Genomic DNA, 21,831 nt, shown 5'->3' on the forward strand with positions numbered 1-21,831 from the left:
GGCTATTCCTTGTCTTGGGCAACGATTTCGGGCTGGTCCTGGGTGGCCGCCCAGCTGGCCAGCAGCTTGAACGCGTCCGCGGTCGGCGAGCCGGCCGGCGCGGTGTAGACGACCATCGCCAGGCCGGGGTCGGACGGGAACTCCATCGCCTCGAAGTTGACCTCGAGGTCGCCGACTACCGGGTGGTGCAGCTTCTTCACCCCGGTCCGGTGGAAGCGGACGTTGTGCGCCGCCCACCGGGTCCGGAAGATCTCACTGCGGGTCGACAGCTCACCGATCAGCTCGGTGAGTGCCTTGTCGTGCGAGTTCTTGCCGGCCTGTAACCGCAGGACCGCCGCGATGTCGTCGGCCGCGCGGTCCCAGTCCACGAAGAACTCCCGCGACGCCGGATCGAGGAAGGTGAACCGCGCGGTGTTCGCCGGCCGGCGCGGATCCGCGAACAGCGACGAGTACAGCGCGCGGGACATCCGGTTCGCCGCGAGGATGTCGAAGTGCGCGTTGCGGATCCACGCCGGCGCATCCGTGACCGCGTCCAGGATCTGTTGCAGGGCTGGACGGACGCCCTTGGTCGCGGGCCGTCGGCGTACCGGCGTGGCATCGGACTCACGGGCGAGCGCGAACAGATGGTCACGCTCGGCCTCGTCCAGTTGCAGGGCCCGGCTGAGCGCCTCCAGCACGCTCTCGGACGCACCGGCCAGGTGTCCGCGCTCCATCCGGACGTAGTAGTCCACCGAGACACCCGCCAGCAGCGCCACCTCTTCACGGCGCAGCCCCTTCACCCGGCGGTTGCCGCCGTACACAGGCAGACCGGCCTGCTCCGGTGTGAGGCGGGCACGGCGGGAGCTGAGGAACTCCTTGATCTCGGCTCGGTGGTCCATGCGGTCAACACTACGGACCGTCGCCGGGACGAGGGAGGCACTGGCATTACCTGGAACGACAGTGACTCCCGCGCCCACGCGGTGTGATCTTCACTGGGACCATGCGAGCGACTTTCCTGTACGGCGCCGGAGATGTGCGGGTCATCGACGTACCGGATCCGGTGATCCAGCAACCGGCCGATGCCCTGGTGCGGGTGGTCAACTCCTGCATCTGCGGCAGCGACCTGCACCCCTATCACAACAAGCCCCGAACGCCTGAGGGTACGACGATGGGCCACGAGTTCATCGGCGTCGTCGAGGACATCGGCAGCGAGGTGAGCACGCTGCGCAAGGGCGACTTCGTCATCGCGCCGTTCGCCTGGTCCGACGGGACGTGCAACTTCTGCCGCGAGGGCCTGCAGACCTCCTGCCGGCACGGCGGGTTCTGGAACGCGAACGGCGTCGGCGGCGGCCAGGCCGAGGCGGTCCGGGTGCCGCTGGCCGACGGCACGCTGGTCAAGGTCCCGGTCGGCGAGGACTCCGCGCTACTGCCTTCCCTGCTGACGCTGTCCGATGTCTACGGCACCGGCTACCACGCCGCGCTCAAGGGCGGTGTCAGCCGGCGCACGACGGTCACCGTGGTCGGCGACGGCGCGGTCGGCCTGATGGCTGTCCTGTCGGCAAAGCAACTAGGGGCCGAGCGCATCATTCTGATGGGACGGCACAAGGTCCGCACCGATCTCGGCGTCGAGTTCGGCGCGACCGACGTGGTGGCCGAGCGCGGCGAGGAAGGCATCGCCAAGGTCCGCGACCTCACCGGCGGCGACGGTACGCACGTCGTCCTGGAAGCGGTCGGGCACATGCCGGCCTACGAGCAGGCGATCGGCGTCGTCCGGCCCGGCGGCGTGATCAGCCGGGTCGGCGTCCCGCAGTACTCCGACGCCCCGGTCGGCTTCCCGAGCCTGTTCGGCCCCAACATCACCCTCACCGGCGGCCCGGCCCCGGCCCGCGCCTACATCGAGCCTCTCCTCCCCGGCGTACTCGAAGGCAAGGTCGACCCCGGCAAGGTCTTCGACCGGACGATCGCCCTCGACGAGGTCCCCGACGGCTACCGCGCCATGGACGACCGCAAGGCCCTGAAGGTCCTGATCCGCCCGTGACGGCGGACTAGGCTCCTAACCATGACTACCTGGACAGCAGACGAGCTTCAGCGGATCGGTGACGCGGACGAATTGCGGGTCAGTTCGGTTCGGGAGGACGGGACGCTTCGCCCGTACGTGACGATCTGGATGGTCCGGCTCGGCGACGACATCTACATCCGGTCCATGGTCAACGCCGGCACGCCCTGGTACCGCCGCGCGAAGGCCAGCGGGGTGGGCCGCATCCAGGCCGGCGGGGTCGAACGTGACGTCACCTTCGCGGAGGCCGGCGGGGCCGACCACGCGAGCATCGACGCCGCGTACCACGCCAAGTACGACCATTACGGTCCTGGGCCGGTGGGTGCCGTCGTCGGGGACGGCGCCGCCCCGGTCACCCTCCGACTCGTTCCCCGCGACTGAAGGAATCAACTGATGGAATACAAACGTCTCGGCACATCAGGTCTCAAGGTCAGCCGGATCGCGCTGGGCTGTATGAGCTTCGGCGACACCTCGCGCGGGTTCAACGAGTGGGCTCTCGACGACGCGGCCGCCGAACCGGTCTTCCGGCAGGCGGTGGAGCTCGGCATCACGTTCTGGGACACCGCGAACGTGTACGGCTTCGGCAGCTCGGAGGAGATCGTCGGCCGCGCGATCGCGAAGTACAGCCGGCGCGAGGACGTCGTCCTCGCGACCAAGGTGCACTTCAAGATGCACGACGGGCCGGGCGGGTCCGGCCTGTCCCGGAAGGCGATCATGGAGCAGATCGACGCCTCGCTGACCCGGCTCGGGACCGAGTACGTCGACCTGTACCAGATCCACCGCTTCGACCCGGAGGTCCCGGTCGAGGAGACGATGGAGGCGCTGCACGACGTCGTCAAGGCGGGTAAGGCTCGCTACCTCGGCGCGTCGTCGATGTGGGCCTGGCAGTTCGCGAAGCTCCAGCACGCCGCCGAGCTGCACGGCTGGACGCGGTTCGTCTCGATGCAGAACCAGTACAGCCTGATGCAGCGGGAGGAGGAGCGGGAGATGTTCGGCCTGCTCGCCGACCAGGGCGTCGGCAGCCTCCCGTGGAGCCCGCTCGCGAAGGGCCGCCTGGCCAGGCCGTGGGGTACGCAGACGCAGCGCGCGGACACCGATCCGATGGGCCGCCGCTTCTTCGCCGCCAACGACGAGCCGATCGCCGACGCGGTCCAGTCGGTCGCCGAGGCGCGCGGCATCCCGATGGCGCAGGTCGCGCTCGCCTGGGTCCTGCACAACCCGGTCGTCGCCGCGCCGATCGTCGGCCCGACCAAACCACATCACCTCGCCGACGCGGCCGCCGCGCTCGACGTCACCCTCACCCCGGACGAGCTCACCGCCCTCGAGTCGGTGTACACACCTCGCCCACCCACGGGGTTCTAGAACACACCACTCGCGGTGATCGAACCGGCTCATCCATAGAGGGCGATCGAGGTGGTGGCAGCGGACCCTGCCGCATGGCCGGCAAGACTCCGGACACCATCAGCTCAGGGCAGTACGACGAGTCGCCGGCCGCGGCTGCTCGTCCGTTGCCACGCCGACTCGATCTCGCGCAGCGGGACCCGATCGACGTCGAAGGTGAGCTCGCCCGACAACGTCCACTCGACCACCTGCCGGTACGCCTCCCCCATCGACTCCGGATCCAGCTTCCTCGCCGCGCCGAAGATCTCCACGCCGGACGTGCGCAACGCCGAAGCCGGTACGACGAGATCCGCGCCGGCGACCTCGCCGATCTGGACGATCCGCGTCGGCTTCGGGAACGCGAACGTGTCCGGGATCAACGCGCGCAGCAGCACCTCGGTCGGCCGGCCCCACAGGAAGTCGACGACGACGTCGTACTCCTTGTTGTCCGCGAAGGCCTGCCGCAGTTCCTCGTCGGAGACAGCTGTGTTGATGACCGCGTCCGCACCGAGGGCCTTCAACTCACGGAGCTGGTAGTCGTCGCGACCGGTGGCAACGATCCGTCCGGCACCGAGCAACCGCGCGACCTTGATCGCGAGCCGTCCCGCCACGCCGGTCGCACCTTGCACCAAGACGGTCTCCCCCGGCTCGAGGCCGGCCGCGACCTTCATCGACAGGCCGGAGATGGCCGACCCCATCACCGTCGCCACCGCCGGGTCGATCCCGTCGGCGATCGGCACGTAGGAGCCGGCCGGTACGACGGTCCGCTCAGCGAGTGCGCCGTACGGCGAGCGCGGGTTGCCGAAACCGACGACGGTTCCGTCCGGCAACGTCCCGATGCCGTCGAAGGCCGGGATCATCGGCAACTCGGCCAGGTACTGCCCACTCGCGTAATGGTTGCCAGCAGCAACCGACTTGTCGACGTTCTCCACCGCGACCGCCAGCACCTCGATCAGCACCTCACCGTCCCGCGGCACCGGGTCGGGGAACTCCTCGTACCGCGGCACGCCACCCACCTCGTGCAGTACGGCTGCCTTCATGCCACACCCCTCTCTAACAGTGTTAGAGACACTCTAACACTGTTAGAATCCGGTCCGTGAGCCTGGACCGGAAGCGGATCGTCGACGAGGCCGTGGCCCTGCTGGACGCCGAGGGACTCGACGGCGTGACACTGCGGAAACTGGCCGCCCGCCTGGGCGTCCAGGCACCGACGCTCTACTGGCACCTGCCCAACAAGGCGGCCCTGGTCACCGCGATCGCGGAGGCGATCGTGCCCGAGCCGACCCCGCCGGCTCCGGACCAGCCGTGGCAGGAGTGGCTGACCGATCTCGCCGTACAGCTCCGGAGTGCTCTGCTCGCCCACCCGGACGGCGCCAGGGTCGTGTCGGCCGCGCAGCTCTCCCTGAAGATGGCCGCGCTGTCCGAGTTCGCGATGAGTACGCTCGCCGACCGCGGCATCAGTCTCCGCAACGCCCGCATCATCGTGCTGACCGTCGAGCGGTTCACCGTGGGTCACGTGCTCGAGGAACAGTCCCCGCCGCCGGACACCACCGACTTCGATCTCGACGCCTTCACCACCACTCATCCGGTCTCGGTGCGCGCTATCAAGGAGTACTTCGAACCCGGCCGGACCGTTGACGATCTGTTCCGGGACTGCCTCGCCGTGGTGATCGCCGGCGCCGGGATGATCGCCCGGGAGTGAGCGCGCCGTCACACCTGGTGAGATCGCCGAGCAGATGTGTAAAGTCTGTAACGAAAAGGGTCCCGGAAACCCTTGTCCTGCCGTAATCTGCCGGACCATGCACAAAGGCGAGCGGGCCCGACGGCCCAACGTCGTTCAGTCGGTGTTCGTGTTCCTCGTGGTCAGTGCGCTCGCGGGAGCTCTCGTCGCCGGTCTGGCCCTCCCGTTGGCCGGTCTGGCCGGAGTGACCACGGAGAAGGCTCACGACACCGTCCAGTACCTGCCCCAGGACCTGAAGACCGCGCCACTGGCGCAGAAGAGCTTCATCCAGGCGGCGGACGGCTCGACGATCGCCACGCTGTACCAGGAGAACCGGACGCCGGTCACGCTGAAGCAGATCAGCCCGATCATGCTCCAGGCGATCGTCGCGATCGAGGACGACCGGTTCTACCAGCACGGCGCGCTGGACGCGAAGGGCACGCTGCGCGCGATGTTGCGCAACCAGTCGTCGGGCGGCGTGCAGCAGGGTGGCTCCAGCATCACCCAGCAGTACGTGAAGCTGACCCTGATCAACAAGGCGCGCACGCCGGAGGAGGTCAAGGCAGCCACGGCCGACACCTACGAGCGGAAGATCGCCGAACTGCGCTACGCCATCGCGGTCGAGAAGCAGTACTCCAAGGACGAGATCCTCAACCGGTACCTGAACCTCGCGTTCTTCGGCGACCGCTCGTACGGCATCGACGCCGCCGCGATGCACTACTTCGGCGTGCACGCGGCGAAGCTGACACTGCCGCAGGCCGCGATGCTGGCCGGCCTGGTGAAGAACCCGACCGGCTACAACCCGATCGACAACCCGAAGCGGGCCAAGGAACGCCGCGACGTCGTGCTGCGCCGGATGCAGGAACTCGGCATCATCACCGACAAGCAGGCCCGGGACGCGCTCAAGACCCCGGTGATCGACCCGGCCCGGGTGATCAACGTGCCGAGCGGCTGCGCGAACTCGAAGTACCCGTTCTACTGCGACTACGTCGTCTCCAAGCTCAAGGAGAACCCGGCCTTCGGCAAGACCCCGGAGGACCGGGAGAACTACATCGAGACCGCCGGCCTGGTGATCCGCACCTCGCTCGACCCGAAGATCCAGGCGGCCGCCGAGGCCTCGATCAAGCAGCACTCCAAGCCGACCGACCAGGCCGTCGCCGCGATCACGATGGTCGAGCCCGGCACCGGGCTGGTGAAGGCGATGGCACAGAGCCGGAGCTACGGCAGCAAGAAGGGCCAGACGTCGTACAACTACAACGTCGAGAAGTCCTACCCCGGTGGGTACGGCGGGTTCCAGAACGGCTCGACGATGAAGGCGTTCACGATCGCCGCCGCGATCGGCAAGGGCGTGCCGATGACGTACCGGATCAACTCGCCGAGCCCGCTGGACCTGAGCGGCAAGAAGTTCAGCACGTGCACCGGCGTCACGTCGGACCCCGACTACACCCCGAAGAACTCGACCAAGACCGTCGCCGACCCGTCCATGCTCGACGCGGCCCGGGCCTCGACCAACACCTACTTCCTGCAGCTGTCCGAGCAGATCGGCCTGTGCCCGATCGCCACCATCGCCTCGAAGCTCGGCATGTACGACGCCCAGACGATGAAGCCGCTGGACCAGGTGGTGTCGTTCACGCTCGGATCCGTCGGCAACATCACGCCGCTGATGCTCTCCAACGCGTACGCGACGTTCGCGGCCCGCGGCATGTACTGCAGGCCGCAGATCGTCACGGCGATCACCTCGACCAAGACCGGCAAGGCGGTGCCCACCCCCGGGCCGAACTGCCGCCGGGCGCTCTCGCCGACGGTCGCGGACGGCGTCAACTACGTGCTGAACAAGGTGATGGAGCCGGGTGGCACCGGCGGCAAGCTGAAGTTCGGCCGCAGCGACCTGGCCGGCAAGACCGGCACCATCCAGAACAACCACGCGGTCTGGTTCGCCGGCTACTCCTCCAAGCTCGCCGCCGCGTCGGTGGTGGCCGACGCGGATCCGAAGTACACCGACCTGATCGGCCAGACGCTGAACGGCAAGGAGATGCGCGACGCGTCCGGCTCCGGGACCGCGGGACCGGTCTGGGAGACCGCGATGCAGCTTGCGCTGCGCGGTCTGCCGACGAGCAAGTTCGTCCAGCCGGACGACAAGACGATCCGTGGCAACGTGAAGGACCTGCCGTACCTGAAGGGCATGACGCCGGTCGACGCCACGGCCAAGCTGCTGTCGATGGGCTTCAAGGCCGCGATCTCCCCGACCCCGGTCGACTCCGACGCACCCGCCGGCACGGTCGCCTACACCACGCCGCGGCAGGAGGACGGCGCGCCCGAGGGCGCGACGGTGACCCTGGTCCTGTCCAACGGCAGCAAGGCGATCCCGACCCCGCCGACGCCGCCGATCACGCCGCCGGGGATCCCGCCGACGATCAATCCACCGCCGGGCTGGCCGACCTGCCCGCCGACCGACCCGCACTGGCCGAAGTGCGGTCGCCGCTGAACCAGTCCCTGGTTCTCCGCACCGTCGGGCGATCACTAGGCTGGGGTCCAACACCTAGCTTTTGTGAAAGGACTTCCCGTGAGTGTCGATGAGCTGACCGCCCAGCGTGACCGTGCCCGCCAGGACTACGAGGCGTTGGTGGCGAAGGGTCTGAAGCTGGATCTGACGCGGGGGAAGCCTTCGCCCCAGCAGCTCGATGCGGCCAACGGCGTCCTCGGCCTCGCGGGTGACCCGGTCGGAGCCGACGGGACGGACCTGCGGAACTACGGCGGCCTGCACGGGCTCCCGGAGGTACGCGCGATCTTCGCCGAGGACCTCCAGGTGCCGGTCGAGCAGTTGATGGCGGCGGGCAACTCCAGCCTCGAGCTGATGCACGACGCGGTCGTGTTCGCGCTGCTCGGGAAGGTGCCGGGGGCCGAGCAGCGGTGGGCCGACGTGGACGGCCTGGCCTTCCTGTGCCCGGTGCCGGGCTACGACCGGCACTTCGGGATCTGCGAGCGGTTCGGGATCCGGATGATCCCGGTGCCGATGACGCCCGAGGGTCCGGACATGGACGTGGTCGAGCGGCTGGTCGCCGAGGACGCGCGGATCAAGGGCATCTGGTGCGTCCCGAAGTACAGCAACCCCGATGGCACGGTCTACTCCGACGAGACGGTCCGCCGGCTGGCCGCGATGGAGACCGCCGCCCCGGACTTCCGGATCTTCTGGGACAACGCGTACGCCGTCCACCACCTGACCGACTCGCCCGCGGAGATCGCCGACGTGCTGGCGCTGTGCGCGGAGAACGGGCACCCGGACCGGGCGTTCGTGTTCGGCTCCAGCTCGAAGATCACGTTCGCCGGCGCCGGCGTGGCGTTCTTCGGGTCGTCGCCGGCCAACGTCGAGTGGTGGCTCAGCCACACCGTCAAGCGCAGCATCGGACCGGACAAGATCAACCAGCTCCGGCACGTGCAGTTCCTCCGCGACGCCGACGGCCTGCACGCCCACATGCGGATGCTGGCCGACGTGATCCGGCCCAAGTTCGACGTGGTCGACAAGATCCTCACCGCCGAACTCGGCGGCACCGGTCTGGCCTCGTGGACCGCACCGGCCGGTGGCTACTTCATCAGCCTGCAGGTGCCGGAGGGTTGCGCCCGTGAGGTGGTCGCCAAGGCGAAGGCGGCCGGCATCGCCATCACGCCGGCCGGCGCCACCCACCCGTACGGCGACGACCCGACGGACCAGACCATCCGGATCGCGCCGACCTACCCGGAGCTTCCCGAGGTGGAGGCCGCCATCACCGGCCTGGCCACCTGCGTCCGCCTGGTCGCGACCGAGAAGCTCCTCGCCGAGCAGGGCTGAAGCCGGTTCCCGGGTTGCCCATCGTCGTCAGGCGGTGGGCAACTCGAAGATCATGCAGGTCGACGTCGCGTGAGCCAGCAGCACCTCGCGCTCGTCGAACAAGCGGGCCTCGGCGACCGCGGTGCGGCGGCCGCGGCTGATGATCGCGCCCTCGCAGCGGAGTAGACCGGAGTTGACGGTGACCGGCTTGATGAAGCGGGTCATCAGGTCGAGGGACGTGTAGCCGACGCCGGCCGGCAGCGTCGAGTGCACCGTGCAGCCGGCCGCCGTGTCGAGCAGCGTCGCGATGACCCCGCCGTGGACGGACCCGAGCGGGTTGTAGTGGAACTCCGCCGCCGGCATGAACACCGTGACGCGCCCCTCCTCGGCCTCGATGCCGGTCGCGCCGACGAGCTGCAGGATCGGCGGGGCCGGGATCTCGCCGTCCCGCATCGCCCGCAGCATCTCCCGACCGGACGTGGTCCCGATCCGCGCCGCGGTCAGCACCGGGTCGGTCCACGAGAAGGTCCGGCTGCGGGTCTGCTCCTGCGTCTCTGTCATGGACCGAGCCTCACATCACCCGGCTGGGTCTGTCAACGAGACCTAGGCCTCACTAGGATGACCCCATGACGGCGACGACGTACGACGCCCTGGACTGGTCGGTGGAGAACTGTCCGATCGGCCGGGCGATGGAGATCCTCGGCGAGCGGTGGACCGTGGTCGTGCTGCGGGAGGCGTTCAACGGCATCCGGCGGTTCGACGACCTGCGGATCCGCACCGACATCCCGCGCCAGGTGCTGTCCAACCGGCTGACGAAACTCGTCGAGCACGGGATCCTGCGGCGGGCGCCGTACCGGGAGCCGGGGGCGCGGCTGCGCTACGAGTACCGGCTGACCGAGAAGGGCCTCGACCTCTACCCGCTGCTGATCGCGATCCGGGACTGGGGTGACAAGTATCTGGTCGGCCCGGAGGGGTCGCCGCTCGCGATCGAGCACCGTGACTGCGGCTCCACCGTCCACACCGAGATCCGCTGTGAGGCCGGGCACGCGGTCGCGTCACCGCGCGACGCCGTACCGCGGCCGGGACCCGGCGCCCGGCGACGGCGTTCAAACGCATGAAATCAAGGGATTCCGGCCCCGGGACTTCCGTCTGCCCGTCCGCTCGCTAGGCTGCTGCAGGCACTGGGGAGGAAGAGTTGAGGCAGTTCAACACACCGCCTGGTTGGCCGGAGCCGCCGACCGCGCGGTGGCGGCCACCGAAACACTGGCAACCGTCGGAGTCGTGGCCGCCCGCGCCGGACGGCTGGGCGTTCTGGGTCGACGAGGACGGCAAGCGGGTCCGCGGTCCGTTGGGCCGGTTCGGCGGACCGAGCCGGGTCAAGCTCGGCGCGATCGCGGCGATCCCGCTCGCGCTGATCGCCCTGGTTCTGTTCAACCCGTTCGGCGGCAGCGACGACCTGGCGAGTACGACGCCCGTCCGCGACACCGGGATCGAGCCGGCGCCGACAGCGGCCGCCTCGACGGCCGTGCCGACGACCGGGGGCGAGACTCCCCGCCGCACCGAGAAGCCCACCCGCGAATCGGGTCGGACGCCGACCCCGACTCCGAGTGAGACACCGACGTCCACGCCGGCACCCACTGAGACGCAGTCGGCCGAACGGACCCCCACGCCGACACCGACCACCGAACCCAAGGCACCCGAGACCAGCAGCGCGACGGTGGTCTACCACAGCTGTGCCGAGGTGCGGGCCGCCGGGAAGGCGCCGCTGCACCGGGGCGATCCGGGCTACTCGACCGAGCTCGATCGCAACGGTGACGGTGTTGCCTGCGAGCGTGGCAACTCCTGACGGATGCCGTCGTTCCACAACTCCTGGGTCTGACTCACCCAGAAGGCGGCGAACAGCAGGATCAGCACGCCCTCGATCCACAGGACCGCGTGCTGCCAGCCGAACAGCGCTCTCCAGGCGAGCATCACGAACGGCGCGACCACCATCGCCAGCGCGATCACGGAGTACCGGTTCGCCGGTGAGTGCGGGACGGCGTGCTTGCGTTGCTTGCGCCGGAACTGCTCGGCGTTCAGCAGCACGACCGCGACGATGCAGACGAACATCACGATCGCGGCCGCGTAGTGCGCGTTGTCGATGAACCCGGCGCGGTCGGCGAAGAACCAGACGATCCCGCCACCGAAGATCAGCGCCGAGACGGCCAGGCCGAGCACGTACATCGGCGTCCAGCGATCCGGATGCGCCAGCCGGTCCCGGATCACGAAGATCGCGGTCAGCACCAGGCACGGCGCACCGATGACGAACAACGCGAGCATGTTGTTGGCGACGTTCGCCGCGGCGTCACCGACGTCCACCGGCACCGAGTGGCACGTCCCGCGCCCGGGCGTCGGGACGAGCGCGACGGCCGGTGCCAGGATGCCCGCGACATTGAGCAGGATGTCCTCGGGTTCGGTGTTGCCCTTCAGCACGACCATGCAGACGCCGATCGTGATCAGGCTGCCGACGAAGATCGCCCGTACGGGCGTGTAGTAGTAGGCACTGATCGAGTTCTGCAGGCAGCTCGGATCGGTCTTCGACCACTCGATCACCAGCGCGGCGCCGAGAAGGGCGATCATGGCAACCATCGCCATCCGCAGGTAGCGATAGGTCTTGATGGAGTAACCACCCGGCACGGGCATCGTCGGCCCCCTCTCCCCTACTCGCAGTATGCGCGCAGCGGGCCGCCCGTAACCCCCTCAGCCGGGCGCGCCGCGCGCCAGTTCCGACAGGCGGCCGATGCCGATGGGGTGGACGAGGGGGTCGGCGTGCCGGTGCACCTGGTCCCAGCCGTCCGGCGTACGCCGGAAGACCAGCGTGACGCGCAGAGACCAGTCCTGATCCGGCAACTCACCGACCTCCCCATGCTGCCGTTCCACCACAACGAGAACAGTCAGGTCGCCGGACTGGTAGCACTGCTCGATGTCGACCGACGCCTCACCGGACCGGAACATCTCACGCGTGCGCTGCAACGCCTGCGGCGACGAGTCGAAGCCGCGGACGACCTCCCCACCCAGCGGCGACATCAAGGTGTAGTCGTCGCTGTGGTGGATCAGGTCCAGGTACGCGTCGATGTCTCCGCGGATGTAGGCGGCCGCCGACTGCCGGACCAGCTTCTCCAGATCTCCGTCCACCGCCATGGCACGTCTCCCCTCGTTCGTCTGGTGCTCTCGAACAGGTACGCACCGGAGGACGGCGGCGGTTTCAGAGCCGGATCGACTTCTTGTTCATGAATTCTTCGATGCCGGCTGGGCCCAGTTCGCGGCCGAGGCCGGAGCGTTTGATGCCGCCGAAGGGGAGGTCGGCCTGGGAGCCGCCGGCGCGGTTGAGGTAGACCATGCCGGCCTCGATCCGGTCGGCGACGCGGCGGTTGCGGTCGGGGTCGGTGCCCCAGACCGAGGCACCGAGGCCGAAGGGCGTGTCGTTGGCCAGCCGGACCGCGTCGTCCTCGGTCTCGGCCTTGAAGACGATCACGACCGGGCCGAAGATCTCCTCGTAGTACGCGTCCATGTCCGGCGTGACGTCGGTGAGGACGGTCGCCTCGAGATACGCGCCGGGCGTGATGCGGTTGCCGCCGGTGCGCAGCGTCGCGCCCTGCTCGACCGCCTTTGCGACCTGGGCCGCGACCTCGTCCGCGGCCGCGGTCGACGCGAGCGGCGGGAGCTTCGTCGCCGGATCCGCGGGATCGCCGGGGACGTAGTACTCCGCGACCCGCTTGGTCAGGCGGTCGACGTACTCGTCGTACAGGTCGGCGAGCACGATCATCCGCTTCGGCGCGTTGCAGGATTGACCGCAGTTCCGCATCCGCGCGGTCGCGGTGGCGTTCACCGTCTCGTCCATGTCCGCGGTGTCGAGCACGATCAACGGATCGGAGCCGCCGAGCTCGAGCACGGTCCGCTTCAGGTTCCGCCCGGCTTCGGCGGCGACGGACACACCGGCCTGCTCGCTGCCGGTCAGCGAGACACCGACGATCCGCGGATCCGCCAGGATCGCCGGGATCTGCCGGCTCGACGCGAACGTGTTCACATAGACGTCGTCCGGCACGCCGGCCGCCTGCAGGATCTCCTCGATCGCGCGACCCGAGCGCGGGCAGATCGACGCGTGCTTGAGCAGGATGGTGTTACCGAGCACCAGGTTCGGCGCGACGAACCGCGCGACCTGGTAGCACGGGAAGTTCCACGGCATGATCCCGAGCAACGGTCCGATCGGCCCCTTGGTGATGACGGCTCGACCACCTTTGATGTCGAGCGGTTCGTCCGCGAGCAACGCCGGCCCGTGCTCCGCGTAGTACCGGAAGATGTCGACCACGATGCTGACCTCACCCCGGCCCTCGTTGATCCGCTTCCCCATCTCCAGCGTCATGATCGCGGCCAGCTCGTCGGCCCGCTCCTCGAACAGGTCGGCCGCTCGCGCCACGATCGCGGCCCGCTCCGCCACGGACCGGCTCCGCCACCCCGGATACCCGGAGTGCACCCGCCCGATCGCCGCCTGAACCTCCGCCTCCGTCGAGTTGGCCACTTCCTCGACCAGCACACCCGTCGCCGGGTCGGTGACTACATACATGGCTCCTCCATCCACCACGGAAACAACCCGCCCCAGGCTAACCACTTCTCTCCATACTGTATACAGTGGTTTCACCTGTTGTGGTCAGGGGTGTCGGCAGGGCAAGCTCATGGCTGCCCGTTGTCCCGCCCTTCGTCGATCGGATGCCCGCCCGTGTCTGAGCAACGGAAGTTTCGTGTTGTCCTGCGGCTGGTCGCCGTACTGGCCGCCGTTTCGGTTCCTTCGCTGGCCTTGGCCGCACCTGATGCCGCTCCTCCCCCGGATCCCGCGAACGCCTGGCAGTACCCGCACTGGCCGCAGAAGCAGCCGTGGCAGGAGTCGGGTCAGGACCGGCGGATCGCCGCCACCACCTCCAACGGTCTGCCGGGTCCGATCGACCCGCAGAACTGGGAGAACCCGGACCACATGACGTGGAGCGACTACGTCAAACCGCCGGGGACGGACTGGGCGAACCCGGCGACCAAGGGGTCGGTGCGGACCTTCAAGGGTGCGCTCGTCCTGCTCGACTATCCGAACCAGGACTTCGTCATCACCAAGCCCAAGGGCTCGACCGTGTTCGGCAACCCGAGTGCCGAGGCGAACGGCGTACCGCGGGACCAGACCGCCCAGTTCTACAAGAACTTCCTCAACACGCCGAGCGCGCTCAACCACGGTCACACCCTGCACGAGTACTGGATGGAGGACTCCGGCGGCCGGTACGGCGTCGACCTGACCGCCTTCGGCCCGTACCGGATGCCGGGCAAGTCGCACGAGTACGCGATGGAGTTCCAGAGCGACGAGGACTGCCCGGCCGGCGACAACTGCAACCGGAACATCCGCACCGACGGCCGTGCGGCCTGGGTCGCCGACCAAGGACCCGAGGTACCGGCCGGATTCGACTTCGTGTTCTTCCTGAGCGCCGGCCAGGACGAGTCGTCGACCTGGCAGGAGTTCGGGATGATGAAGTTCCCGACCAAGGAGGACGTCACCGAGGAGTTCGGTCCGCCCGACCCGGCGCAGCGCAACTGGTCCGACACCCGGTACGTCGACTGGACGTCCTGGGCGGCCGGCTCGTCGATCTGGCCGAACGCCGGCGGCGGCTCGTCGACGCAGGCGGAGAGCTCGGGCATGGCGGTCTTCGCCCACGAGTTCAGCCACATCCTCGGTATCGGGGACAACTACAACAACCCGTACGGCGTACCCGCTCGGCGCGCGTACACCGGGATCTGGGAGATGCTGTCCCGCGGCAGCTTCAACGGACCCGGTGGACCACACAGCAGGTGGATGATCCCGGCGACCGGTGGCGCGTCGATGGGCGCACAACACATGCTGCGGAACAAGATCAAGCTGCAGATGGTCGACGAGCAGAACGTGCTGCGGTTGTCGCGCGAGGCGCTCGCCACCTCGGGCGTGGTGATCGCGAACGTCACCGCGCGGACGGCGCAACCCGGGCCGAAGGGCCTGTCCGGCGTCAACATCCAGCTCGGCGGCGCGGGTGACCTGGCGCCGGCGTGTGACGTGACCAAGGATCCGCTGTGCGACGGGCGCGGGTACCAGAACTACACGGTCGAGGTGGTGGACCGGATGGGCACGGACTCGTTCACGCCCGACTCCGGCGTACTGCTGGCGAAGACCAAGAACCAGGACCAGGCGCCGTTCGAGTGGGTGGTCGACGCGAACCCGCAGGACATCAACATGACCGACTACGTCCTGCCCGACGGCACCAAGGTCCCGATCACGATCGGCGACTACCGCCAGCTGTCGGACGCACTCTTCCACTCCGGCACGAACTCGGGCAGTGAGTACGAGTACACCGACACCGCCAACCGGCTGCACTTCTACATCACGAACGTACGCCGGGACCGCGCCGGGATCCTGTCCTACACGGTCGCGATCCGCTCACTCGACGGCTCGGGCCCGCAGAAGCGCGGCGTCCGCGTCCTGCCGACCGTCGCCAAGCCGTCGGCCAAGGGCGTCCAGACCTGCAACTTCCAACTCACCAACACCGGCAAGCCCGGCACCGTCTCCGAGCACCCCGAGGACGTCACGCCGTACCTGAAGGGCGACGTCTACCGCGTCTCCGCCAAGATCGACGGCAAGGACTGGGCCATCTCACTCCCCAACGCCCTCACCACCGCGAACGCCGGCCAGCAAACCACCGTCCCCGTCTACACCACCCCCGGCACCAGCCCCGTCGCCAAAATCACCCTCACCGCCACCTCCGAGAGCGACCCCACCAAACACACCACCGCAACCTGCGTAGCCGTCAAGCGCTGAGCAAGTCGGTTAGTGCGTCGGGCGTCCATGCCAGGTCGACGCCCGGCGCACTGTGTAGGTACTCCACCACCTGTGGCAGTGGCCAGGTGTGGGCCTCGTGCAGGCCGGTCGCGATCCATCGCAGGTACGGCGCTGTCGGGGCGACCGGGTCCAGGTCGGACACGGTGCCGTGGGTGACGGTGAACATGGGTACGCCGTCCAGCTCGCCGAGGCGGGCGACCGTTTCGTAGCGGCCCGGCCCCATGGTGTGGATCGTGTCGACGTCAGGGAGGAGGCCGGCCAGGTCGCGGGCGAAATCGCAGCCGGGCTCGCGGCGCATCTCCTGGGCCGCCACGTCGCCCAGCTGATCCGGTGTCAGCAAGTAGGCCCGGCCGGCGACCTGCCCGCCGGCGGTCCGGTCGTAGAAGGCCGAGCCGCCGCCCCACACCCGCGATGCTCCGGCGAAGATGAGGCCGCCGGGCACGTGGACGCCGACGATCCGTTCCGGATCGCTGTGGTCGCGACAGCCCGGGTACTCGCGGGCGCCACCGGCGGGCCGGCCGCCGGCCAGGTAGCAGCGGAAGCGTTCGAAGGCGAGGTTGGAACCGTAGGCGACGTACCAGACTCGCTGCATCGAACCTCTCAGACCGGGAGCGGGCGTTCGGCGAAGGCCTGCTCGGCTTCCGCCAGCACAATGCGGGAAGCATCACGGTACCGGCGGTCCGCCTCGGCCGGGCTGTTCCCCACGGCCGTCAGCCCGAGCCGGCCCTTCTCGGTCAGGCAGCTGATCATGTGGAACACCACGCCGACCTGCCGGGACTGGTCGAAATGCAGCCCGTGGCGGGCCACGATGTCGAACAGGTCCGCCGGCGACAAGCCGGTCAGCCGTTCCGACTCGAGGTGATCGGTCGCGACCAGATGCTTCTCATCCCCTGCCGGCGTGATGAAGAGCGCGGTCCGCGGGTCGTACCGTCCGTCGGTCAGGAACTGCAGGGTCAGGAACGGGTGGGTCGTCCCGCCCTTGCGCAGGTTGAGTTCGATCGCGTACGGCGTCCACCCGCCGTCCTCACCGCGAACGACGACGAAGTCGACCGCGAACCGTCCGAGCGCACCCTCGGTCGCCAGCCGCCGCCCGATGGTCGCCGCATGCTCGGTGATGACCCGTGCGTACTCCCGCGCCGCCGGGAACACGCATCCCAGATAGCTCTGACCACTCGCACCACCCAGCAACTGATCATGGGTGGACAACAGCTCGACGTCGCCGCGGGGCATCACCCGGAGCTGCACGCTCGGACTCCGCAGTTCGTCGCCGACGATCCGCTCCTCGACGATGCCGCCGTTCTCGGCGAACTTGGCGATGTAGACGTCGAAGGGCGTCTTCTGCGACTCCAGCTCCATCTCCAGCAACCGCTTCATCACGTCGTCGCGTTCCGTCGCCGAACCAGGTGCCGGCAGACCCTTCAGCCGGACCACCGCGTTCCCCGCGCCGGAGACACCCTCGTTGAGCTTCACGATCGCGCTGTCCATCGTGGGCCGTTCGGCGCGCATCGCCAGCACCGCGTCGGCGATGTCGTCGAGGCTGCGCAGGTTCTCCGCCCCCAGCGGATGCGGTACGCCGACCTCCGCGAACAACCGGCGGCACCCGGACTTCGAGCCCAGCGGGGCCAGCCGGGGATCGGCGCCGTACATCGGGATGCCGAGACTGATCGCGATATCGCGTTCGAGTTCGGTCGTGTTGTAGGGAATCAGGTGCGACCGCCTCGGGTTCGGGATCAGCGCGGCGATCCGCTGGAGCAGCCGCGGCCGGGCCAGGAGCTTCTCGCTGAGCGAGATCGGCGTGGCGTCGTTGACCGCGATCAGCGTCAACCGGGCGCGCGCATGGCTGGGGATCACCCTGGGCAGCAGCGCCAGGTAGTACTCGATGATCTCGGGCGCGATCGGCATCGAGGTCACGTAGACCATCCGCAGCCGCGGCTCCCGCAGCAGGATCAGCAGGAACAGGAACCGTTCCTCGTAGGCCTGCATCATCGTCCCGGTGCCGGTGGTCTCGGTCCGATCGAGCGTGATGGACGGCACGACGACCACCGACTCGTCGTCGTAGTTGAGCCGCACCGCGTCCCACACCTCGGCCATCCGCGCCTGCAACTCGTCGAAGCGCTGGTAACGCTCGTCCTCGCTCAGCTCGGACAGGCTCCGGGCCGTCTCACCCGGAGCGGTCCACAGGTCGCCGGTCATGACGCGACCCTCGAGTTGTCGAGACCACGGATCGCGTAGGCGTGCACGGTCCGGCTGAAGCCGCGCACCTCCCGCAGCCCGGCGTCCTCGCCGATCACCACGTCACCGGCCGCGGCGTAGACCCGTTCGGTGGCGAGGATCTGCCACGGTTCGGCATCGGCGCACAGCCGCGCGGCCAGGTTGGTCACGCTCCCGATCGCCGCGTAGTCGAGCCGTCCGTCGAACCCGATGGTCCCCAGGGTCGCGTAGCCCTGGGCGACTCCGATCCCGAGCGCGAGGTCGTGCCCGCGCCGGCCCCAGGCCTCGGCCAGTCCGCGGACCCGGGTCCGCATCGCCACACTCATCCGCAGTGCGCGCAACGGGCCGTCCTCGCAACGCACCGGATCGTTGAAGAACACCATCAGCCCGTCGCCGGCGAACCGTTCCAGCGTTCCCTCGAACCGGAAGATCAGGTCGCCGAGCGCCTGGTGGTACTCCTCCAGGACGCCCATCACCTCCTCCGGCTCACTCGCCTCCGCGAACGTGGTGAAACCGCGCAGGTCACAGAAGACCACGACGATCTCGCGGCGGTGGCTGGCCAGGAACGACTCGTCGCCGGAGTCCACGATCAGCTCGGCCAGCTGCGGGCTGAGGAACCGGCGCAGCCGGCCCATCCGCTGCAGCTGCGACACCTGGGTCTCGACCCGCGACTCGAGTTCCTTGTTCCACGCGGTCAGTTCGGTGGCCTGGCGTTTGATCGTGTCCTGGTACTGCTTGATCCGCGCGAGCGACGCCACCCGCGCGAGCAGTTCGCTCTGGTTGACCGGCTTGGTCAGGAAGTCGTCCGCACCGGCCTCGAGCGCCTTCACCTTCTGCTCGTCGCCGCTGGCCGTCACCATCACGACCGGCAGGTACGCCGTGTCCACCTGGTCCCGGATCCGGCGGCACACCTCGTAACCGTCGATCCCGGGCATCAGGATGTCCAGCAGGACGAGATCGATGTCCTCGGCACCGATCAGCTCCAGCGCCTGCTCCCCCGAGGACGCCGTCAGGACGTCGTACCCGCGAGGACTGAGGATCGCCTCCAGCAACCGGACGTTCGCCGGCTGGTCGTCTACCACGAGCACCCTGGTCATGTCGCGCCACCCAATCGGAGGAAGTCCCGGATCTGCTGCGGCAGCCGGCGGACGCTGATCGGCTTCTCGACGTACCCGGTGAACCCCGAGTCGAACGCGTTCTGCCGGTCGTGGTCCATCGCGAACGCCGTCACCGCCACCACGGGTACGGCGTGCGTCCGTTCGCCGGCCCGGATCCGGCGCAGCGCCTCGGCACCGTCGATGCCGGGCAACTGCAGGTCCATCAGGATCAGGTCCGGGTGCTCGGAGGCCGCGAGCCGGACGCCGTCCTCGCCCGACGTCGCCTCGATCACCTCGTAGCCGGAGAACTGCAGCACGTCGCGGACCAGCTTGAGATTCTTCGGATTGTCCTCCACGACCAGGATCCGGCCCGGGTTCATCGATCGTCCCCCTCGTCCGTTATGGCTCCCACGGCCCGCAGCGCGTCGAGCAACGCGTCGCGGCTGACCGGCTTGACCAGGTAGGCGGCGGCACCGAGCGCGGCGCCGCGCGCCTGTTCGTCGACGATCGACACGACGACGACCGGGATGTCGCGGGTTCCGGGCTCGGCCTTCAACGCCTGCAGCACCGCCCACCCGTCGATCCCCGGCAACCGGATGTCCAGCAGGACCGCGGCCGGCCGGACCCGGCGTACGGCGTCGAGCCCGGACTGGCCGTCACCGGCGACCGTGACCCGCAGGGCGGCGCCGGACAGGTACGCCGTGATCAGGTCGAGCGACGGCCGGTCGTCCTCGATGACCACCACGTCGCCGACCGTCCGGGCCGGGTCCGGCCGAGCCGAGCTCTCCCTGCTGCGCAGGGTGAATCCGAACGTGCTGCCGACCCCGACCTCGCTGTCCAGCCACATCCGGCCGCCCATCAGCTCGACGATCCGCCGCGACAGCGTCAGCCCGAGCCCGGTGCCCTCCTCTTGCGACGGGCCGCGGCCACCCTGCTGGAACGACTCGAAGATCCGCTCACGGTCCTCGGCCGGTACGCCGCGACCGGTGTCGGTCACCGCGATGTGCACCTCGGCTCCGGCCCGGGTCGCCCGGACCAGTACCGCGCCGCCGTCCCCGGTGAACTTCACCGCGTTCGTCATCAGGTTCAGGACGACCTGCTTCAGCCGCAGCTCGTCGGCGTACACCTCGTCGATGCCCGGCCCGACCTCGACGCGCAGGTCGATGCCGTGGGTGGTCGCCCGCTCGCGCAGCATCCCCGCGGTGTTGTCGAGCAGGCGGCGCAGCGGGAAGCTCGTGTACTCCAGCTCCATCCGGCCGGCCTCGACCTTGGACAGGTCGAGGATCTCGTTCAGCAGCTCGAGCAGGTGCTTGCCGGAGCCGTGGATGTCGCGCAGATACTCCTCCTGCCGCTCGTTGAGGTCCCCGAACATCCGCTCCAGCAGGACCTCGGAGAACCCGAGGACCGCGTTCAGCGGTGTCCGCAACTCGTGCGACATGCTCGCCAGGAACTCGGACTTGTGCCGGCTCGCGACCTCCAGCTCCGCACTGCGTTGCTTCAGCTCGCGGTAGAGCTGGGCGTTCAGCAGCGCGAGCGTCGACTGATCGGCGAACATCTCCAGCAGCGTCAGCGTCTCGGCCGAGAACTCACCCGGTCGTTTCCGCCGGACCACGAGTGAGCCGACGATCTGGCCCTCACGCAGCAGGGGTACGGCGACCAGCGAGCGCCAGCCGGCGTCGTACAGCACGGACAGGTGCGGATCGAGCTCGGCCTGACTCAGGTCGGCCACCGCCACCGGCCGGCCCGCCCTGGCCGCGCGCCCGACCAGGGTCTCGTCGAGGTGGATGCGGGTCGCCCGCAGCCGTTCGATCACACTCCGGTCGGTCTGGAAGACGCTGCGGACCAGGAAACACTGAGCGTCCTCGTCGTACTCCATGATCGAGCCGCCGTCGGTGGCTGAGATCTTGACCGCGTGCTTGGCGATGGTCGAGAGCACCTTGGACACGTCGAGGCTGGAGTTGACGGCCTCGCCGACCTCGCGCAGCGCCTCCAGCTCGCCGACCTTCCGCGCGAGCTCGGCGCCACGCGCCTCGAGCTGCTGGACAAGCTTCACACTGTTGACCGCCATCGCCGCCTGCCCAGCGAACGCGGTCACGAGGTCCTGCTCGCGCTGATCGAACGGGCTGACCTCGTTGCGCCAGACCGCGAGCGCGCCCACGACCTCGTCGTCGACCAGCATCGGCGCGCCCATCGTGGTCCGGAATCCGGCGAGCCGCTGCAGCTCCTGCCGTCCGTACGCAGGATCCGAGAGCACGTCGGGGATCTGTTGCGTGGCCCGGTCAAGCCCGACCCGGCCGATCAGGGTGGCTCGGTCGACCGGCGTCGGGTGGTCGATCAGGTAACGGGTCGCCTCCGGCGACAGTCCGACGGCCTTGCTCAGCTGGTAGTAGCCGCCCTGGAGCAGATAGAGCTGGGCGGCCTGCGAGCGGCACAGCCGGCAGGCGCTCTCGACGATCGTGGTCAGGACGGTGTCCGGGTCTCCGGCCGAGCGGCCGACCGCGGAGAGTACTTCGTTGGCTGCGGAGAACTGGTCCGTCAGCGCCGCCAGCTCTCCCTGGAGCCGTTCGAGATCTGTCTCCCTGGCGCCGAAGAGCGCCCGCCCGCCCATTGCAGCCTCCCCCACCCCCAGGCCGCGCCAGTCCAGTCTCGCCCCGAATGGCGTGGGGAGCAATTCATCTTCCGTCGGTTAATCGTTCAGACCAG

The 21,831-nt window shown here is 68.9% G+C and carries 20 protein-coding genes; 9 read left to right on the plus strand and 11 right to left on the minus strand.

Annotated features, from left to right (window positions below; all coding sequences use genetic code 11):
- Positions 1–2 precede the first annotated feature (2 nt).
- Complete coding sequence (locus tag ACZ6O0_RS05315; RefSeq protein ID WP_465763566.1) at positions 3–878, minus strand: helix-turn-helix domain-containing protein; 876 nt, start codon at positions 876–878, stop codon at positions 3–5.
- 101 nt (positions 879–979) lie between these two features.
- On the opposite strand from ACZ6O0_RS05315, the gene ACZ6O0_RS05320 reads away from it, so the two are divergent.
- Genes ACZ6O0_RS05320 through ACZ6O0_RS05330 form a run of 3 tightly spaced genes read left to right on the plus strand, consistent with a single transcriptional unit; the run spans position 980 to position 3,397 of the window.
- A complete protein-coding gene (locus ACZ6O0_RS05320; RefSeq protein WP_465763567.1) occupies positions 980–2,017 on the plus strand; it encodes a zinc-dependent alcohol dehydrogenase family protein in 1,038 nt (345 codons plus the stop codon).
- Between the two features lie 21 nt (positions 2,018–2,038).
- Positions 2,039–2,416, plus strand: a complete 378-nt coding sequence (locus tag ACZ6O0_RS05325) for a DUF2255 family protein (protein WP_465763568.1) — start codon at positions 2,039–2,041, stop codon at positions 2,414–2,416.
- A 12-nt stretch (positions 2,417–2,428) separates the two neighbouring features.
- On the plus strand, positions 2,429–3,397 hold the full coding sequence (locus ACZ6O0_RS05330) for an aldo/keto reductase (protein WP_465763569.1): 969 nt from the start codon (positions 2,429–2,431) through the stop codon (positions 3,395–3,397).
- Positions 3,398–3,501: 104 nt separating this feature from the next.
- Here ACZ6O0_RS05330 and ACZ6O0_RS05335 read toward each other — a convergent pair whose 3' ends face one another.
- Positions 3,502–4,455, minus strand: coding sequence for a quinone oxidoreductase family protein (locus ACZ6O0_RS05335; protein WP_465763570.1), 954 nt, complete (start codon positions 4,453–4,455; stop codon positions 3,502–3,504).
- Positions 4,456–4,511: 56 nt separating this feature from the next.
- Here ACZ6O0_RS05335 and ACZ6O0_RS05340 point away from each other — a divergent pair, with 56 nt between their 5' ends.
- The 3 genes from ACZ6O0_RS05340 to ACZ6O0_RS05350 all read left to right on the plus strand — a co-directional run bounded on the left by ACZ6O0_RS05340 (position 4,512) and on the right by ACZ6O0_RS05350 (position 8,961).
- On the plus strand, positions 4,512–5,117 hold the full coding sequence (locus ACZ6O0_RS05340; protein WP_465763571.1) for a TetR/AcrR family transcriptional regulator C-terminal domain-containing protein: 606 nt from the start codon (positions 4,512–4,514) through the stop codon (positions 5,115–5,117).
- 97 nt (positions 5,118–5,214) lie between these two features.
- Positions 5,215–7,620, plus strand: coding sequence for a penicillin-binding protein (locus ACZ6O0_RS05345; RefSeq protein ID WP_465763572.1), 2,406 nt, complete (start codon positions 5,215–5,217; stop codon positions 7,618–7,620).
- A gap of 78 nt (positions 7,621–7,698) precedes the next feature.
- Positions 7,699–8,961 (plus strand): aspartate aminotransferase type Ic, encoded by a 1,263-nt coding sequence (locus ACZ6O0_RS05350; RefSeq protein WP_465763573.1) that lies wholly within the window; start codon positions 7,699–7,701, stop codon positions 8,959–8,961.
- Positions 8,962–8,988: 27 nt separating this feature from the next.
- Here ACZ6O0_RS05350 and ACZ6O0_RS05355 read toward each other — a convergent pair whose 3' ends face one another.
- Positions 8,989–9,501 carry a PaaI family thioesterase gene (locus tag ACZ6O0_RS05355; protein ID WP_465763574.1) on the minus strand — a complete coding sequence of 171 codons (513 nt, stop codon included), beginning with the start codon at positions 9,499–9,501 and terminating at the stop codon, positions 8,989–8,991.
- 65 nt (positions 9,502–9,566) lie between these two features.
- Here ACZ6O0_RS05355 and ACZ6O0_RS05360 point away from each other — a divergent pair, with 65 nt between their 5' ends.
- Both ACZ6O0_RS05360 and ACZ6O0_RS05365 read left to right on the plus strand, forming a co-directional pair.
- Positions 9,567–10,058, plus strand: coding sequence for a winged helix-turn-helix transcriptional regulator (locus tag ACZ6O0_RS05360; protein WP_465763575.1), 492 nt, complete (start codon positions 9,567–9,569; stop codon positions 10,056–10,058).
- Positions 10,059–10,135: 77 nt separating this feature from the next.
- Complete coding sequence (locus ACZ6O0_RS05365) at positions 10,136–10,786, plus strand: excalibur calcium-binding domain-containing protein (RefSeq protein WP_465763576.1); 651 nt, start codon at positions 10,136–10,138, stop codon at positions 10,784–10,786.
- Here ACZ6O0_RS05365 and ACZ6O0_RS05370 read toward each other — a convergent pair.
- The 3 genes from ACZ6O0_RS05370 to ACZ6O0_RS05380 form a co-directional block, all read right to left on the minus strand.
- Positions 10,726–11,622, minus strand: coding sequence for a hypothetical protein (locus ACZ6O0_RS05370; protein ID WP_465763577.1), 897 nt, complete (start codon positions 11,620–11,622; stop codon positions 10,726–10,728). The genes ACZ6O0_RS05365 and ACZ6O0_RS05370 overlap by 61 nt on opposite strands.
- A 57-nt stretch (positions 11,623–11,679) precedes the next feature.
- Complete coding sequence (locus ACZ6O0_RS05375) at positions 11,680–12,120, minus strand: YybH family protein (RefSeq protein ID WP_465763578.1); 441 nt, start codon at positions 12,118–12,120, stop codon at positions 11,680–11,682.
- 64 nt (positions 12,121–12,184) lie between these two features.
- On the minus strand, positions 12,185–13,543 hold the full coding sequence (locus ACZ6O0_RS05380; RefSeq protein WP_465763579.1) for an NAD-dependent succinate-semialdehyde dehydrogenase: 1,359 nt from the start codon (positions 13,541–13,543) through the stop codon (positions 12,185–12,187).
- A 153-nt stretch (positions 13,544–13,696) separates the two neighbouring features.
- Here ACZ6O0_RS05380 and ACZ6O0_RS05385 point away from each other — a divergent pair, with 153 nt between their 5' ends.
- Positions 13,697–15,799: a M6 family metalloprotease domain-containing protein gene (locus ACZ6O0_RS05385; protein ID WP_465763580.1), complete on the plus strand. Its 2,103-nt coding sequence runs from the start codon at positions 13,697–13,699 to the stop codon at positions 15,797–15,799.
- Here ACZ6O0_RS05385 and ACZ6O0_RS05390 read toward each other — a convergent pair.
- The 5 genes from ACZ6O0_RS05390 to ACZ6O0_RS05410 are packed head-to-tail and all read right to left on the minus strand — an operon-like array spanning position 15,789 to position 21,736.
- On the minus strand, positions 15,789–16,412 hold the full coding sequence (locus ACZ6O0_RS05390) for a histone deacetylase (protein ID WP_465763581.1): 624 nt from the start codon (positions 16,410–16,412) through the stop codon (positions 15,789–15,791). The genes ACZ6O0_RS05385 and ACZ6O0_RS05390 overlap by 11 nt on opposite strands.
- 8 nt (positions 16,413–16,420) lie before the next feature.
- Positions 16,421–18,013: a peptide ligase PGM1-related protein gene (locus ACZ6O0_RS05395; RefSeq protein ID WP_465763582.1), complete on the minus strand. Its 1,593-nt coding sequence runs from the start codon at positions 18,011–18,013 to the stop codon at positions 16,421–16,423.
- Positions 18,010–19,128, minus strand: coding sequence for a response regulator (locus tag ACZ6O0_RS05400; protein WP_465763583.1), 1,119 nt, complete (start codon positions 19,126–19,128; stop codon positions 18,010–18,012). The genes ACZ6O0_RS05395 and ACZ6O0_RS05400 overlap by 4 nt, the downstream gene beginning before the upstream one ends.
- Positions 19,125–19,508 (minus strand): response regulator, encoded by a 384-nt coding sequence (locus tag ACZ6O0_RS05405; protein ID WP_465763584.1) that lies wholly within the window; start codon positions 19,506–19,508, stop codon positions 19,125–19,127. The genes ACZ6O0_RS05400 and ACZ6O0_RS05405 overlap by 4 nt, the downstream gene beginning before the upstream one ends.
- Entirely contained in the window at positions 19,505–21,736 is a 2,232-nt protein-coding gene (locus ACZ6O0_RS05410; RefSeq protein WP_465763585.1) for a GAF domain-containing protein, read from the minus strand. The genes ACZ6O0_RS05405 and ACZ6O0_RS05410 overlap by 4 nt, the downstream gene beginning before the upstream one ends.
- Positions 21,737–21,831: the final 95 nt, after the last annotated feature.

It is taken from the genome of Kribbella sp. NPDC048837 (assembly GCF_055586945.1).